The 16,999-nt window shown below is 61.7% G+C and carries 10 protein-coding genes and 2 pseudogenes; 1 reads left to right on the top strand and 11 read right to left on the bottom strand.

All coding sequences use genetic code 11. The features are described 5' to 3' along the window. A pseudogene (polA, locus tag DQ405_RS21250) lies at nt 1-2,670 on the top strand (DNA polymerase I); the annotation flags it as partial. A gap of 439 nt (nt 2,671-3,109) precedes the next feature. Here polA and tssI read toward each other — a convergent pair. From tssI to DQ405_RS28335, 11 genes and pseudogenes are all read right to left on the bottom strand, one after another. After that, entirely contained in the window at nt 3,110-5,170 is a 2,061-nt protein-coding gene (tssI, locus tag DQ405_RS21255) for a type VI secretion system Vgr family protein (protein WP_168426025.1), read from the bottom strand. 20 nt (nt 5,171-5,190) lie between these two features. Beyond that, a complete protein-coding gene (locus DQ405_RS21260) occupies nt 5,191-6,177 on the bottom strand; it encodes a serine/threonine-protein kinase (protein WP_174824703.1) in 987 nt (328 codons plus the stop codon). Beyond that, on the bottom strand, nt 6,174-6,911 hold the full coding sequence (locus tag DQ405_RS21265; RefSeq protein WP_168426026.1) for a PP2C family protein-serine/threonine phosphatase: 738 nt from the start codon (nt 6,909-6,911) through the stop codon (nt 6,174-6,176). The genes DQ405_RS21260 and DQ405_RS21265 overlap by 4 nt, the downstream gene beginning before the upstream one ends. Next, complete coding sequence (gene tssM, locus DQ405_RS21270; protein WP_168426027.1) at nt 6,911-10,450, bottom strand: type VI secretion system membrane subunit TssM; 3,540 nt, start codon at nt 10,448-10,450, stop codon at nt 6,911-6,913. The genes DQ405_RS21265 and tssM overlap by 1 nt, the downstream gene beginning before the upstream one ends. Before the next feature lie 15 nt (nt 10,451-10,465). Continuing rightward, nucleotides 10,466-11,338 carry a type IVB secretion system protein IcmH/DotU gene (gene icmH / locus DQ405_RS21275; RefSeq protein WP_168426028.1) on the bottom strand — a complete coding sequence of 291 codons (873 nt, stop codon included), beginning with the start codon at nt 11,336-11,338 and terminating at the stop codon, nt 10,466-10,468. Nucleotides 11,339-11,343: 5 nt separating this feature from the next. Beyond that, nucleotides 11,344-12,675, bottom strand: a complete 1,332-nt coding sequence (tssK, locus tag DQ405_RS21280; RefSeq protein ID WP_168426029.1) for a type VI secretion system baseplate subunit TssK — start codon at nt 12,673-12,675, stop codon at nt 11,344-11,346. Between the two features lie 3 nt (nt 12,676-12,678). Continuing rightward, nucleotides 12,679-13,158 carry a type VI secretion system lipoprotein TssJ gene (tssJ, locus tag DQ405_RS21285; RefSeq protein WP_168426030.1) on the bottom strand — a complete coding sequence of 160 codons (480 nt, stop codon included), beginning with the start codon at nt 13,156-13,158 and terminating at the stop codon, nt 12,679-12,681. Nucleotides 13,159-13,163: 5 nt separating this feature from the next. Next, nucleotides 13,164-14,357: a type VI secretion system-associated FHA domain protein TagH gene (gene tagH / locus DQ405_RS21290; RefSeq protein WP_168426031.1), complete on the bottom strand. Its 1,194-nt coding sequence runs from the start codon at nt 14,355-14,357 to the stop codon at nt 13,164-13,166. Nucleotides 14,358-14,377: 20 nt separating this feature from the next. Continuing rightward, nucleotides 14,378-14,512, bottom strand: a complete 135-nt coding sequence (locus DQ405_RS21295; RefSeq protein ID WP_168426032.1) for a type VI secretion protein — start codon at nt 14,510-14,512, stop codon at nt 14,378-14,380. 347 nt (nt 14,513-14,859) lie between these two features. Next, the gene (locus tag DQ405_RS27585; protein ID WP_342030437.1) at nt 14,860-15,552 is read right to left on the bottom strand and encodes a hypothetical protein; all 693 of its coding nucleotides are present in this window, start codon (nt 15,550-15,552) and stop codon (nt 14,860-14,862) included. A 156-nt stretch (nt 15,553-15,708) separates the two neighbouring features. Further along, a pseudogene (locus tag DQ405_RS28335) lies at nt 15,709-16,994 on the bottom strand (lipase family protein); the annotation flags it as partial. Between the last annotated feature and the right edge of the window lie 5 nt (nt 16,995-16,999).

Raw genomic sequence — 16,999 nt, forward strand, 5'->3', positions numbered from 1 at the left:
TGACCACATCCACCGGCAAGCCCACCGGGGCGGTGAAGGGCGTGCTGAACATGCTGCTGGCGCTGCGCCGACAGTATCCGGACAGCCCTTTCGCGGTGTTTCGACGCCAAGGGGCCGACCTTCCGCGACACGCTGTTCGACGAGTACAAATCCCACCGCCCGCCGATGCCGGATGACCTGCGCAGCCAGGTCGAGCCATTGCATGCCAGTGTGCGTGCGCTGGGCATGCCGCTGCTGTGCGTTGACGGCGTCGAGGCCGACGACGTGATTGGAACACTGGCGCGCCAGTGTGCGGCGCTGGGACGCGACGTGATCATCTCCACCGGCGACAAGGACATGGCGCAGCTGGTCTGCCCGCACGTCACCCTGGTCAATACCATGACCGGCAGCGTCTATGACATCGAGGGTGTGAGGACCAAGTTCGGCGTCGGCCCGGAGCTGATCATCGATTTCCTCGCGCTGATGGGCGACAAGGTCGACAACATCCCGGGCGTGCCCAGCGTTGGCGAGAAGACGGCTTGCGGGCTGCTTAATGGCATAGAGGGTGGTCTGAACGGCTTGTACGCGAACCTCGACAAGGTCTGCGACCTGCCGATCCGCGGCGCCAAATCCTTGGCCGCCAAGCTCGCAGAGCATCGCGACGCGGCGTTCATGTCCTACGAACTGGCGACGATCAAGATCGACGTACCGCTGGACGTACAGGTCGCCGATCTGATGCCGGGCGAGCCGCATCGCGAGGCGCTGATCGCACTGTACCGTGAACTGGAATTCAAGAACTGGCTCGATGAGTTGCTGCGCGAGGCCAAGGCCGCCGGCGAGAACTGCGAGGAGCAGCCGGAGGATTGTTCGATCCAGGCCGAGGCCCGCTACAGCACCGTGCTCGATCAGGTCGAATTCGACGGCTGGCTGGCGCGCCTGCAGGCCGCCGGCTGCTTCGCCTTCGACACTGAAACCACCAGTATCGATGCACAAAAGGCGCAGCTGGTCGGCGTCTCCTTCGCCATCGAGGCGGGCGAGGCCGCCTACGTGCCGCTTTGCCACAGCTACATGGGTGTGCCTCAGCAACTCGACCGCGATGCGGTGCTCGCCGCCCTCAAGCCATTGCTGGAGGATCCGAACAAGCTGAAGATCTGCCAGCACGGCAAGTACGACATGAACGTGCTGATGCATTACGGCGTGGAAATGCGCGGCATGTGTTTCGACACCATGCTCGAATCCTACGTACTCGATGCTACGGCGACCCGTCACGATATGGATAGCCTCGCGCTGAAATACCTCGGCCGCGGCACCATCCGCTTCGAGGACATCGCCGGCAAGGGTGCCAAGCAGTTGACCTTCGACCAGATCGCCATCGAGCAGGCCGGCCCCTACGCTGCCGAAGACGCCGATGTCACCCTGCGCTTGCATCAAGCCCTGCTCGACAAGCTCAAAGCCACGCCGTCTCTGCTCAAGGTACTCAACGAGATCGAGATGCCGCTGGTGCCGGTGCTGGCGCGCATCGAGCGCAACGGCGCACTGGTCGACGCGCAGTTGCTCGGCCAGCAAAGCGTCGAGCTGGGCGAACGCCTGGTGCAGCTCGAGCGCGAAGCCTTCGAGATCGCCGGGGAGGAATTCAATCTCGGTTCGCCCAAACAGCTCTGCGCGATCCTTTATGAAAAGCTCGGCTGCCCGGTGCTGTCGAAGACGGCCGGCGGTCAGCCGTCGACCGCTGAAAGTGTGCTGGCCGAGCTGGCCGAGCGGGACTATCCGCTGCCCAAGGTCATCATGCAGCACCGCTCCTTGAGCAAGCTCAAGGGCACCTACACCGACAAGCTGCCGCAGCAGATCAACCCGCGTACCGGCCGCATCCACACCAGTTATCACCAGGCGGTAACCGCGACAGGGCGCCTGTCGTCCAGCGACCCGAACCTGCAGAACATTCCAATCCGCACTGCCGAAGGACGGCGAATTCGCCAAGCCTTCGTCGCCGCGCCAGGCTATAAGCTGCTGGCGGCCGACTATTCACAGATCGAGCTGCGCATCATGGCGCACTTGGCTCAGGATGCAGGCTTGCTGTATGCGTTCCAGAACGACCTGGACGTGCACCGCGCCACGGCGGCGGAGGTGTTTGGCGTCGAGCTGGATCAGGTGAGCAATGACCAACGGCGCAGCGCCAAGGCGATCAACTTCGGCCTGATCTACGGCATGAGCGCCTTCGGCCTGGCCAAGCAGATCGATGTCAGCCGTGGGGAAGCGCAGGCCTATATCGATCGCTACTTTGCCCGCTACCCCGGCGTGCTCGCCTACATGGAGCGCACCCGGGCTCAGGCGGCCGAGCAGGGCTTTGTCGAAACGCTTTTCGGGCGTCGCCTGTATCTGCCGGAGATCAACTCGAAGAACGGTGCCATGCGCAAGGGTGCCGAACGCACCGCGATCAACGCGCCGATGCAAGGTACCGCCGCGGACATCATCAAGCGCGCCATGATCAGCGTGGACAACTGGCTGCAGCAGAGCGGACTGGATGCTCGGGTGATCCTGCAGGTGCACGACGAACTGGTTGTCGAGGTGCGTGAAGATCTGGTTGAGCAGGTGCGAGCGCAGATCTGTCCGCTGATGAGCCAGGCCGCCGAGCTGGACGTGCCGCTGCTGGTTGAGGCAGGCATCGGTGACAACTGGGACGAGGCGCATTGAGTCGTGTCAACGGCACGCCTGCTGTGCTTCGAATGGCTGTTTTCAACGCTGCCAGAGCGGGTTCAGAAATAATTTTCGGTCGTCATTGAACTTGCGGAGCAAAAGCCTGGTCTGAGGCTACGAAGGGTGTAAAAGCCTTTCGATGCTCCTTGTTGTGTTAAGTGTTGGCAGATCTCTGGACCTCGCCCTAGCGGTCCGGATTTGAACCTCGAACTTCCCCCTCCCCCAACGAAGTTCGAGGTTTTTTTTGCCTGGAGAAAACCTCGGTAGTCCCTCTGGCCGGTTGTGTCGACAAAAAAACGCAGCCCAGGCGCATGTTGAAGAAGCCATTCGAACCCTGTACTGCTTCGGTAGACGGCTTCGAGCTATACAGGCGAACGCTTTGAAGCGAATCAACCGTAACGCTCATCGCGGCTCAACGTACTCGCGCCTGTTCCTGTTATCCCGAGAAATTCAGCATTCGCTTGTGTTTCATCGGTGCACTGACCGGCTCACTGGCCGAGCTCTGCTCTAACAAGCTTCCTGCCTTGTCGGCATCCGCCACCCTCGGTAACAGTGGCGATTTTATCCTGGCCCCCGAGCCCACGCCCGGTGCGCCACCGGCGTTGATTTTCGCGAGTGGGCCAGACACGGTGATTCCGCCGGGGTCGAGCTTGATGAAGCTGCCACCGGCTTTGAGAGTCAGTTCGACACCGGCTTCGATGACCATTTTCTGGCCGGCCTTGAGGTGAATTTCGCGACCGGCTCTGGTCAGCTGAGCGGTGCCGAGCCTGATGTGTTGGGTCTGGTCGATGGTGAGGTGATCGTCGGGTTTGACTTCCACTTTGCGGTCGCCCGCGACGGTCTGGTGCTCTTCGGCTTGGAGCTCGGTGAAGCTATTGGCCTCGACGGTGTCGTGGCGCTCGTGGCCGACGCGGATCTTCTGGTCGTGCTCGATGTTCTCGTCCCAGTCGCGCTGGGCGTGGATGTAGACCTGCTCGGCGCCTTTGCGGTCTTCGATACGCAGCTCGTTGTAGCCGCCACCGCCCGGCGAACTCAGGGTTTTGAAGACGCTGCGGGTCTTGTGCGCAGGCAGGTCATACGGCACCTGGTGTTCGGCGTGGTAGAGACATCCGCTGACCAGCGGCTGATCGGGGTCGCCTTCGAGGAAGGTAACCAGCACCTCCATGCCTATCCGCGGGATAGCGATGCCGCCGTAGCCGTCGCCGGCCCAGCTCGAACGCACGCGCAGCCAGCAGCTGGTCTTCTCGTCGGCCAGCCCCTCGCGGTCCCAGAAGAACTGGACTTTGATGCGTCCGTATTCATCGCAGTGGATCTCTTCGCCAGCGGGACCGGTGACCACGGCGGTCTGGCTGCCGAGAATGCGCGGTTTCGGGTGGCGCAGAGCGGGGCGGAACGGGACGTTCCAAGGAGTGGCGGTAAAGCGGTTGCGGTAGCCCTGCCTGAAGTCGCCAGCGGGGCTCTGCGGCGCTGACCAATTGGTGACCGATTCTTCCAGCACCTGCGGCTGCTTGCCTTCGTGGTGCACCTCGGTGAGCAGCCAGAGGTCGTTCCATTCCCGGCGCGGGTGGTCGGATATCTCCAGCAGATGACCGCTAGCCAGCCTGGGCTGGTCGCTGTTGCCCTCAGCCAAGTGATAGTCGGCGCGATGGCGCTCCAAGGCGCGTTGGGACAGATGCTTGCCCCGTGCGCGATCCGTGAAGCGGCCGGGATAGTCATAGTCTTCCAGGTCCGGCTCTGATGAGTTTTCGGTGTCAGCGGACTGGCCCTTGTCGGTAGCGCCCATGATCAGCCGCGGTTGCTCGAAGTCATAGTCGCGCCGGCTGACGCGACTGGTGCGTGCTTCCAGGCGAACGGCGAGGCGTTTGATTACCGGTTCATCGGCGACCAGGCCGCTATCCGGCAGATAGGCGGTGGGCTGGCCGAGGTTGGGGAAGCTGGTCTGGTCGTCCCCGAATACCAGCACATGGCTGCGCTCGCTGTGCTCGAAGTGATAGTGGATACCTTCCTCTTCGCACAGGCGCTGGATGAAGTGCAGGTCGGTCTCGTTGTACTGGGTGCAATAGTCACGAGCGGGGTAGACCACTGGCCCTAGCTGGAAACGATAGGTATCCGCTTGAATGCCGTGACCTTCAAGCACCTGGGCAATGATCTGCGGCACGCTGAGGTGTTGAAATATGCGCTGATCGGTGCGATGCGCGAGGTAGGCGAGTTGCGGGACGATAGCCAGCCGGTAGCAGGTCAGATGCTTGCCGGACTCGCCCTGGGCGACACGGTGGATCAACCCATGCACACCGTTGCCGGCCGGCGATAGCGCGAGGAAGGCCGGCTGATGCAGCAGGCTCTGCAGGTCCAGATTGGGGCGCTCGCTGACCAGCTCCAGGTCGAAGCGGTAGGGCTGGCTGATGGCCTCGCGACCGGTGAAGGAGAGGACCCGCAGGTCATGCTCGATGCCTTCGATGTTCAGGCTGAAATGGGTGTCATTGGCCGCGTTGAACATGGCGCTTCCTTGTTCTCATGTCATCCATGGGGGCGCCCGAACCAGCGCCGAAGGCGGCTGGGTGCGGGGCGGCGAAAAATATCTAGCAGGTCGGTGACGCTGCTCGTGCGCTTATGGGCATCGAACGCCAGGGCCGAGCGCAGTGTCAGCCAGCCATGGGCCGGAAAATTCGGTGGGCACTGCAGTGCTTTGTCGAGGACCATTACCTTGGCCTGCTTGGCGCTCAGTCGGCGGAATGGGTGTTGGCCGCTCGCGAGTTCGAACAGCAGGCAGGCAACTGCGTAGACATCACTGGCCGCGGAGGGCTCGGCGCCGTCCAGCAGCTCGGGTGCGGCGTAGCGTGCGGTCCACGCCTTGAAGCGATTGCGCGACAGGCGCGGCAACGTTCGGAGGATGCCCTCGATGGGCTGGCCGAGCCCATAGTCGAATAGGCGCAGCCCATCCTCGGCGAGTATCACGTTGCTCGGCTTGAGGTCTCCGTGGATGACGCCCCGGCTATGGGAGTAATCCAGCGCTTGTAGCAACGGCACGGCGATCTCGCGGAGTGCGTCTTCGGCCACTCCCTCGGGTCGCTCGCTGAGAAGTTGATCGAGCGTCGGGCCTTTGAGAAGTTCCAGCGTGATGAAGGCCCGCTGGCTCTGGGTGTCCACATCGAACCCGAACAGGCGCACCACATGGCGATGGCTCAGCCGGGCGGTCAGCGCGAACTCGCTGTAGAGCAGCGCAGGGGCGTCGGGGTATTGCGCGAAATCATCGCTCAGCGTCTTGAGCGCGACATAGGGCTCCGGGTCACCGAACTGCTCGCGCAGCAGGTCGCGTGCCCGATAGACCGCCCCCATGCCGCCCACGCCCAGCAATCGCTCTATAAGGTAACGACCAGCCAGCAACTCCGGCAGTACGCCAGGCACCAGGGGGTTGGGCGTGGCGATCGGCATTTCGGGGTCTGTGGGCGCAAATGCGAAGTAGGTCAGGTCTGACACCGGCTCGAGGCGCAGGGGCTCGCTCATCGACGAATCACCACGGCGCTGAGGTTGTCCCGGCAAGGCCCATCCATGGCGTTCTCGAACAGCCGCTGCAGGGCCAAGCCCGTCGACGAGGCGTTCAATGCCGCCCCCATGCTGTCCGGCGACAAACTCTGATAGAGCCCATCGCTGCAAAGCAGCAAGGTGTCGCCGGGATAGACATCGAACTCGAGGATATCCAGCGTCAGCTGTTCGCTGGCGCCGACGGCCCGGGTGAGGGCATGTGCCGCCGGGTGACGTGCGGCCTCATGCGAGCTGAGATTCTGCTCGTCGATCAGCTGTTGCAGCAGTGAATGGTCGCGTGACAGCTGATAGAGACGGCTGTCCCGCCAGAGGTAACAGCGGCTGTCGCCGGCCCAGACGCAAGCGGCGCGTTGGCCCTCGATCATCAGCGCGACCACGGTGCTGCCGATCACCGGATCGGGCCGGTCGGCGGTAACGGTCAGTGCCTGACCAAGCTTGCGGTTGAGATCATGCAAGCAACGACGCAAGCTGACCAGGCGCTCGGCCAGGCGGCCTGCCGGCAGCTCGGCCAGTTGCTCGACAATCAGGCGGCTGGCGAGCGCGCCATTGTGGTGTCCGCCCATCCCATCGGCGACCACCCACAGGCCTTGCTCGGGAAAATCGAGAAAAGCGTCTTCGTTGCGCGCGCGGACCTTGCCGGTGTCGGTTCGCGCGGCGCTACGCCAGCCATGGGCCAGGCTTGCAGCGCCCGTCATCACAGGGTCGCCGGCAACTTGAAGTCGCGCAGCAGAGCGATGTCGAACGGGTTCGGCGAGCGCTGGCTGTGCAGCAGGTAGTTGGCATGACGGCCGCCCAGATTGGCCTTGAGCATCAACACGTCGCGACCGCTGTGGTAGTCGACCTGCATCAGGTCCAGCAGGCGGAACAGCGACCAGGGGCCGGTGTTCTTTTCGATGCCGACGCGATGGCCGCCCAGCTCTTCGACGACCAGGCTGGTGCGGCCCTCTTCGGCGTCGGCGGGCCAGCTGAAGGCCGTCTGCACGATCGGGCCGTGGCGGTACTCCATTTGCTGGTTGCCAAAGCGGAAGTCGGCACGGCCCAGGCTCGAATCCAGTGAGTAAGGCTCGAGTTTGAAGCGGACCTGCGGCTCGTTCGGGTTTTCCGCAAAGAAGCTGCGGCGGATGGTCTGCGCATGGCCCATCTGCGCGAGGAATTCTCGCGACAGCGGCAGGCCGCGGCCGTCGACCCGGCGCAACTGGAACTGGCCAGCGCTACCGCTGACGAAGGGTTTTAGATAGCGGTTGAGAAAACCGTCGGCAACGCCTTGTGATTTGAAAAACTCGCGGAAGTCGGCAATCGCCACATCGCTTTCACTGTGGGCGCTGAATGGATAGCGTTGACGCAGCGAGCCTTTGTAGAACGCGTACAGTTCGCTCTGGTAGCGCTGATTCAAATAATGGTAGGCGTCGTTGAGTACGAGTGACCAGCTATCGTCAGCAAGCAGCCCGAGCCAGTTGCCAACTGGTTGCGGCAAGCGTGCGGCGCTGGCGCGTAGCTGGTTGATCGCATCACGCTGGCCACCCATACGTGCCTTGGCCAGCTCGAAAGCCGCCTGATCCGGCGCGCTGGCGTGCGCCAGGCGCGCCAACTGAAGCTGTAGCGCATCGAGGGCTTGCAGGGCCGGAACTAGCTCGGCGCTGGCGCCAGCATTCTCGTCGAGCAGGCGGTGCAGTGGCTCGAAGCGACGCTCCAGAGTTTTGCGAGCGGTATCCGGCAGATTCTTGGCGAGCGCGGCCTGGGCCTGCTCGGCAGCGGCGGACGCCAGCTTCGCGGCTTTGCCAAGTTTTCCGTTCGGTTTTTCCAGTGCATCGGCTGAGTCCGCTGCATCACCCGCTGCCTCGGCCACTCCGGCAAAACGGGTGTTGTTGCGAACTTCCGTCAGCAGCTGCAGCAGCGGCGAATTCGGCGCTGTCAGCCCGCCGAGCAATGTAGAGCCTTGGCCAGCCCCGGCGATCGGCTCTAGCGTCAGCTGTGCCACGGCTTCACCCCAATAATTGGCGTAGTCGCGGAAATACAGCTGCTCCATTTCCACCATCAGACGACCAAGATCTTTCAGGCTGAGGCTGTCGCTTTCACCCAGCACCCAATTGTCACGCAGGATATCGCGTATCAGGTCGCTGCCTTGCGCCAGGTAGAATTTCTGATAGCCGTTCTGCGTATAGAAACCAGGAATCGCGTGGTCGCTACCTCTGAACAATGCGCCTTGGGCCCCGAGGCTCTGGCTAAGACGGTAGTCCGGCAAACTGCGGGCCTGCTCACGTAGCATGCGGTACACGACATCGGCCAGCGACTCGCTGCGCAGGACCTGACGCGCTTCGGTGACCAGTGGCTCGTTCAATGTGTAGGGCGCGAAATCTTCAGCCAGTAAACGATTGAAGTGGGTGTTCAATCCGTTCTGTGCCACAGCGTTGCCCGCGTAGCGCAGCGACCAGTCGGCAGCGAGCCAATCGTTGAGGAAGGCATTGTCGCGGCGCTGCCGGAGGCTGAGCATCAGATACGCACGGAGGCTGCCGAGTAGATGCTCGCGGTTGTCGAGGTTGGCGCGAATCTGAGCTTCCAGCTGCCGCCCGACACGTGGCAGCAGTAGGGTTTCCAGTTCTCGGCGGTAGGCCTGGTGCAGGGTCGGATCAACCTGCTCGCCCTGGTAGAGTCCGCCGCGCTGCAGGTAGGACACCTCAGCTTTATCGGAGAATACTTGCGTGGCGGCGTAGCTGGTATCCAGTGCCTCGAGTGTACGCAGAGCATCATCCTGAGGTTCGATTCGCTGGCGCTCTCGGCCGGCCTTGTCCGCGAGGCTGCGTAGCTGTTCAAGACGTTCATGGTTGCTGGAAAAACCGTTCGCCCACAGCGCGCCGAACAGGGCTAGGGAGGCGAAGCTCGCGGCATAAAGGGCGCGCTGTCCCCAGTCGATACGACGTACTTCCTTCTGGTCCAACCCTGCAAGGTCGGCCTCGGGGAAAATCACACGGCTGAGCAGGTGGTTGATGAAGCGCGACCGGCCGCTGCGGAAGGTCGGCAATGCGTTGCTCGACAACCCGAGGTTGCGGCCGATGCCGCTGGTCAGCGGATCGAGCTCACCCTGTAGTTGCGGTGCGCTGGTCAGGTAGAAGCCCCGCAGCTGGCTGGCCCGCTGGTAACGGTTACCAGAAAATGCCAGTTCAACAAACAGGCACAGGCGTTCGCCAATCTGGCCGAGCTGATGCGGGAAGTCGAGGATGCGGCCGCGGCGCTGGGTATCGCGCTCCTGGTGCATGCGCAGAATGACCTGGCTGTTAAGGCGGCGCAGCAGTTCCTCGAACTCGTCCCGGACCATATTAAGGTCGGTGCCGTCCTGCTCCTTGCGAAAGCTCGCACCGAGCACCTGATCGCTCTCTTCGCGCGACAGTTGATCGAAGAACTCGTCGAAGCCAAGGAGCTTGTCCGCCTTGCTCAGCACCAGGTAGACCGGTACGTCAGCACCCAGACGCTGGTTAATTTCGTGAAGGCGCTGGCGGCACTGGCGAGCCAGGGTTTCGAGTTCCAGCTCGTTCGATTGCAGCATCTGCTCGACCGGAACGTTGACCACTACGCCGTTGAGCGGCCGCGCCCGGCGCCGGCGCAGCAGGCCGAGCAGGGTATGCCACGCCTTGCTGTCGACGGTGGGGTCAGGTTGGGTCAGGTAGCGGCCGGCAGTGTCGATCAGCACTGCGTGATCGGCGAAATACCAGTCGGCGTAGCGCGTGCCGGAGACATCCTTGGTCAGGCGCTGGTCGTCGCCACGATTGAGGGGAAAGTCCAGGCCGGAAAAGTCCAGCAGCGAAGTTTTGCCGCTGCCTTGCGGGCCGAGCAGCAGGTACCAGGGCAGATCATTGCGCCATTTCTCGCTGCGCCCGCGGTACAGGCTTGAGTTCTTGAGGGTGCGCATGGCGTCCTTGTAGCGCTCGCGCAGGATGCTCTGCTCTTCAGTTATCAGGCCCTCACGGCGCAGGCGCTCCTGAACCGCGTCATCACTAGCATCAGCCTGCTTCTGACGCGTGCTGCGCCAACTGGAAAAGACCATGAACAGGCCCCACGCCAGACACATGGCGGCGATGGACAGGAGGCGGCTGGTCGAGGATTCCCAGAACTTGTAATCGTCCACGGCCAGCAACGGGCCGACGAGCCACACCACCAGGCCCAGTACCAGCAGGACACACAGGCTCCATACCCAGGTCCTGCGAAAAAACGCGGCAAGCTTGCCGAAAAAAACCTTCATGGCATCACATCCTTGTTACGGCTTGGGCTCGACCTGAACGGCCGGATCGGCGGGTTGGTAAGACTGCAGGACCGTCTCGCGCTGTTCGCCCAGTACCCAGGCGAAACCGGTATGGAGCATTCCCAGACAGACCAGCGTGAACAGTGCGACCATCCACCACGGCACGATACGGACCAGGCGTCGACGGGTGTCCTTGAGTCCCTGCCAATGTGGCGACACCTCGCGCGGCACGTCACCGCGCAGCTGGCGAATCTGTCGATAAAGGCTGTCACGCACTGCTTCGAGTTCGAGCATGCCGCGCGGCATCACCCGGTACTTGCCCTCGAACCCCAGCGACAAACAGAGGTACATCAGCTCCAGCATGGGCAAGTGCTTGACCGGGTTGCGCGACAGGCGCTCGAGCAGCTGGAAGAACTTCTCGCCGCCGAAGGTCTCGTTGTGAAAGGACGACAGCAGACTCATCTGCGACCACTCGCTTTCGTTGCCCCAAGGGGTCGTCACCACGGCTTCGTCGATCGCCGTGCACAACACATAACGCGCCGCCATCACCTGGCTGCTTTCCACACCGTCATGCAGGGCGCGGTGTTCGAACAGTTTCAGTTCGGCGGACAGCCGTTGGTTGAGCGCGTGCAGATCTTCTCCCTCATAGCTGTGCTTGAGCCGCACCACTTCCGAGAGCAGCGACGAGGCTGCGGCGACCAGTGGGTTCAGGCTGATGTTGAATGTTTCGGCCGGGCGCAGGCGAGCGGCGTAGATCATTCGCTCTTCGAGTTGCTCGAATTTTGGTGCCGCGGCAAAGTCGGTCAGCGGACTATGTGCAGCCGCATCGCTCTGGCGATTGAGGATGACGGTCTTATCATCCTGTCCGTAGTCCATTTCCTTGATCATGTCGGTCAGTCCCTGATCGCCCAGAATTTCAGCTCAAGCCCGGAGAATTCGCCGGACACGTGGAAGGCGAAGCCGCCGGAGCGCTCAAGTTGCGCCAGTTCCTCGGAGCTCAGCTCCAAGGCGAAGTACGTCTTGCCGGAGTGGAACGGGATCTGTCGCGGCGCCACCGGCAGTGGTTTGACCTTGATCCCTGGCAGGTGCAGGTTGACCAGCTGTCGGATGCGCTCCACCGGGCCGACCTTGAGGTGTGCCGGCAAGCGCGTGCGCAGCTCCTCGGAATCGCACTGGGCGCTGGCGGCGAGCACGAAGGACGCGCTGCCGAGCAGCTTGTGGTCGTGCAGCGGCGAGACCTGAATGCCGTACTGGCGCTGTTGCAACAGCAACTCGATGGTGTGTTGCTCAAGCACCATCGACAGCACCTGGCGGATCGCGTCCATCAATTTGCGAAACGACACGCCCTGGTCGTTGTGCAGGTAACGCCCTTCCAGGCGAGGTCGTTTGGTCTCGCTGGAGAACGTCGCCAGTTCGCCCAGCAACCCCAGCAGCTCACGATAGATGTGTTCGGGATGGATACGGTCGATACCCATGTAATGGCGTAGCACGGGCTCGTAGCGGTTGATCAGCTGCAGCATCATGAAATCGCCGACCTCCGCACCGCCGACCTTGCCGGTGGCGCGAATACGCTCTGCCAGTATGTCGCCGCGATGGCCGAGCATGCTGATCACTTCCTTCAGGCACGACAGCAGATAGCCGGACGCCTGGAAGTCAATAAAGGTAGGGATGTACTCCGGGTCTAGGCTGATTACGCCGTCCGGCGTCGTGTCGAGGATGTCGCACAACTTGAGCTTCACGTAGGCCTGATCACTTTGCTGCTCACCCAGTAGCAGGCGGAAGTCCGGTCGGCCAGTGCTGACCTGGCTGCTGCCGCTGTCGCCGGCGTTGGAGTCAGTGACCTCTTCGTCGAAAGCGGTGTAGCGTGCCAACACGTCCTTCTGCTCAGGGCGGCGACTCTCGATGTGGTTGCCGGTCACCAGTGGCAACGCAAGGTATACCGGCGTGTTGCCGGTGTTGGGCGGGACATCCAGCGCCAGTGGCTCGCGCTCAGCGCCGATCTCGAAAAGGCTGCCATCTGGCAGCAGCCCGCTCGCCTGGCTAAGCACCAGCTTCCCCATGTTAAGAAACTGGCGGTCGATCTCCAGCCCGAAGAAGCCCCAGGCGTAGTGACCCAACCTCTGAGTCCGCTGCTTGAGCTGCGCGTCGTAATAACGGTCGCTTTGCTGGAAGTGCTGGGGGCGTAGCAGCATGCCTTCCTGCCAGATCACCTTGTTCATGCTCATCGATCAATCCCTCTTCGCGAGCGGATCGATGACCTGAATCCCGTGCTCGTCAAGGTTCAGCTCGACGCGGTTTTGCGCCTTGTGCTGTAACGGGATGACGAACCGCCAGCTGGATTCAGGCAGGTCGCGATAGGCCGCAAGTACGCCGACATAGCGACTGCCGTCTTGGACATAGAGCCTGAGGTCGCGCTGCTCGCCGGGACGCAACTCCAGCTCTTCCTGGATCACCAGGTCCGGTGACAAGGCTTCCTTGGGCCGCTGGTAGAGAGAGAAGAAGTCGGTATTGTCGAACGCTACCGGGTGCTTGAGCTCGATCAGACGAATCACGATGGGTGAGGGGCGACCGTTGAGATCCGGGTTGAGTCGATCACTGCCATACAGCGACAGGTCCAGCTTGGTCAGATCGGAATTGGGCGAGAGTGCCGAGCAGCCGCCGAGCGCGGCCAGCGCCGCAAGCACTGCTGCGGATAGGAAGCGAGACATGGACATCATCCTTGAAGGTCGGTGTTGAGCGTGGCGATCAGGCGTACCTGTTCCTCGTAAGCCTGGGCGAAATCGCGAGCGAATAGCCGCTCGCCCCAATCATCGTCGCGCTGCATGGCCAGATGCAGGCGCTTGTAGGCCCGCCAGCGACTCCCCGCGGTGGCGATCAGCGGCTTGTTGTCGCCCTCGAAACGCAGGGTCAATTGATCAGGTGATAGCTGCTCGAGCACGCCCTTGATTGCGGCTCGGCTGGCAGCCAGCATCGCTACCTGATGCGCCTGCAGGTCGCGGAAGGCGCGCCCTACCGCCTGCTCAGCCGGCAGCTGACCAGCTTTGCCATCCCGCAGAAGGAGGCTTAGCGCTTCGCCACTGTCGATGCCATGCTTGAGCGGGTTATTGCCGGCGCTATGCACGGTGGTCAGCGACAGACGCATCTCATTTTTCAATTCGCCACGGGTACGCAGCGCCTGCTGCAACCCGCCAACGCTTTGCTTGAGCAAGCCTGCAGCTTTGAGTGCCAGGGCTTGGCGGGCCTCTTCGTCCAGACCGTCCAAATCAACACCCAGCGCCTCGCTGAAGCGCGCCCAGAAACCGGGCGGCAGACGTTCAGGCTCCGGTGCGACCTTGGCTTGGGCGGTTGCTCTGGGCATCACCAGTTCGGGAACCTGCAGGTTCTCCTCGTCGATCTGCGCGTAGTCACGCTGCTGTGCTTGCGGCCGTGGCGGAGCCAGCACGGCGGTCAGGTCATCGACCTCGGCATAGACACGTTCCTGCTGATCGAGCGCCGTCAGCGGGTCGAGATCAAGAAAGGCATCGTCGGGGATGATGCTGCCGGCGGGCTGTGGGCGACCGATGTCGCCTTCAAAAGAAGCGGGGTCCTGGATCAGCCGGGCACGGATCTCGAAATCGCCCAAGCAGTAGACGCTGCCATGCTCGATGCGCTGGGCCCGACCTTTGTCCAGGCTCGCGCCGGTGTCCTTGAGTTGAATGCCGTTGCTGCTGGTGTCGGTGAGGAAAAACGAGCCGTCCCGGTAGCTCACCTCGGCGTGGCGGCTGGACAACACACGCTTGCGGTCCGGTATTACCCAGTCGCAATCCTCTGCGCGGCCAATGATTCCGCCCGCCTGCTTGAAGGTTTTGCTGCTAATCAGGCCCGGCACGAATTGCTGCGCACTGACCATATCGAAAACCAGTTCCATGGTTCCTTTCTCCTGGTGGATCAGTTGCTGCGGGCAGGCGCCTGCGGATCACCCAGCGGGCGATATTCGTCGTCGTTGAACTTGTAGTTGCCAGAGCAACCGGCGAGGGCGAGGGATGCAGCGAGTAAAACGAGGGCGCAATAGCGGGCTAGCACGCGACTTCCTCCTTGAAAGCGTGGGCAGACAGCCTCGCCGGGCGCAAGAGCGCCAAGCGGGACTTAGGCTGTGCATTGAAGTTCATCCAGATGCGCATGTGGGTGAACGGGGTCACGAAAAAGGGTGGGGCCGGGTTGGAAACGAGAGCTGTGGCTATAAATGTCCCGGTACAGACGGCGGTCGTTTTGTCGTATCGACAGCGGTGCCAGAATGGGCTGCGAAAGGATCGGAGATATCGTCCGATCGATCGACGCGAGACGGCTCAGGCCTGGCTGGGCGCTGAGCCGGTTGTGCGTGCGCTTACTCTTAAATAAGTCTATGGATGGGGTTGAATGTTTGCGGATTTCTAAGCGAAGGCCGCTGAGACGCTTATCCCGATGGCAGCGAGCCGTTCAGCGGTCTGGTTGTCTGTGATGCCGCGCCATTCCGTCACCAGCTCTGCCAAGTCTGCCCTTTCGGCGTGTTCACCGAAGACGCTGCGTGGCGTAACCAGGCGCTCGGCCTGGGCAAGCAGGCGTTGCTGGGCTCTTGTGAGCGCCGGACTCTGTTCTGCTCGAATGCGTTCCGCCTGCTCCACCGCATCGGCATAGATCGCACGTAGTTCCAGATCGCTCTTGCCGTAGAAACGCATCTCACCCCTGCGCCTGATTTCCCAGCGAAACTCATCGAACGAGCGCGCTTGCCAGCTCTCCAGTAGCTGCGCGGTGCTCAGCAGCTGAGCGTAGATGTCGCGGATTTCGGCCTCGCTGAATAGCTTTCCGTTGCGCTCTGCGACGCTGGCGTTCCAGCGCAGCAGGTTGGTGAGTGCTGCCCGTGCATAGCCGCTATCGCTGGAGTGGTGAGTCACCCCAAGTGCAAGCCGATTGGGCATATCACCATCAAGACCTATCTCGCCAACGTAGCGTGCGCAGGTCTGCTCATCGATCAATGCGCAACCCGGTTGCCACAGAACTGCGGCCTCGCTCCCTCCCCCGGGCTTGCGCGGCATGAAATGCCACTGCTCGCCGTGGTGCTCGTAGGCGTCGCCCTGAAGATTCACAAGCCCTGCAAGCAACAACGCGATGCCCGCTGTTGGGGAGCTGAACAGCAGAGCCGTACCGGGAAGAGCCAGCTTCCACTCCGCGTCCATCCAAGGCAAAGGCACGGCGGGAACTGGATCGTTATGGTTGACGATACGGTGATGGGTAAGCGGCTGGGCGGCTCTAACAAAAGCAGCGTCGCCGGCGCGGGGTGCGCCATAGGTGTAGAGCTGGGTATTGTCGGACCATTCCCGGCGCAGCCAGTCTGCCAAAAGGAGGGCGATCGCCCGCCGAGACTGTGGCCGCAGACAATCAATGTTTGCTTGCCAGTGTAAAAAGCGTTGAGATAGCGCTCAACGAAGGGTTTCGCTGCTTGGAAGGCTCCATAGAAACCGCGATGCGCCTGACCTTCGCCTTCTTTAAAACGCACTTGGCGCGCATCAGCATCGCGGCTGGCGTCTGCCAGCATCTCCTGAGTGCCGCGTACCGAAATCAGCATCACTTTGTCGTTATGAGTGATGAAAGCCTGGGTGTTAGTGCCCGACTCCGTGTCGTAAAGAAAATGCACGTCCTCGGGATTTCTCCAACCCTCTTGCGACTCTTTTTCGTAGCGCAGTGGATCGTAGGGCATGATTTCTAGACGCTTCGAATAAGGCACCTCTTCACAGATCATATGGTATGGGCCAGCACCGTCGAACTGTGTTGGTTTTACTCGACGGCCCAGCTGGTTCTGAAGCACATAACCAATGCTCCCGATCGAGTCGTAGGGAGGGGGTGAAGATGTGTAAGGCTTCTTGTCGGTACTAAACGGGGCGTAAACGAACGTGCTCATCAGCGCGAGGTGATAGGCGTTCAGTGCGCAGAAGTCATGAGCCCGAGACAGTACTGGGCTATATGCGCGGAGCGCTTTGATTTCGATGACATTATGTTGGCTGCAGCCAAGGGCAACGCCACACTGGTCTGATGCTGAGCCTGCGTTCTGCTTCAATTTTGACGGTCGTCTCGTCCAGGACTCGTCTGGTTCTGGAAGATGGCTTTTTATCTCGGCGAAGTCGCTGACTTCAGCTCTGAGAAACCTTGCTTGCTCTCTCTCTGCGCGCTCTTCCGCTAGGTAAGTTGTGCCGTCCGAACGGCGAGGTCCGGCGGGCGATTGCTCCGCGGCTATCTGCAGGGCAGTCAGCGAGATCTTGAATGACTTTCTAAGAGAGAGTTCTTCATACCAAGGGTCTGGGTATGTTGTGGCCAGTTGCGATAGATTGAGCACTGTGGCGCCGGGATACAGATCGTAGATTTTCGCAAACCCATCGTTGTCCAACACACCCTCGAACGCTTGCCCTTGGCAATCAATTAATTTGTACGGCAACTCAGCATAGGGTGAGCCTTTCCCATGCTCATCTACGAGCCGAAAGCTAACCCAGCTGCTGCGTAGTGAACATTTGAGTATTTCTACAGCGCTTTCCATCCTTG

The organism is Pseudomonas sp. SST3, assembly GCF_003325755.1.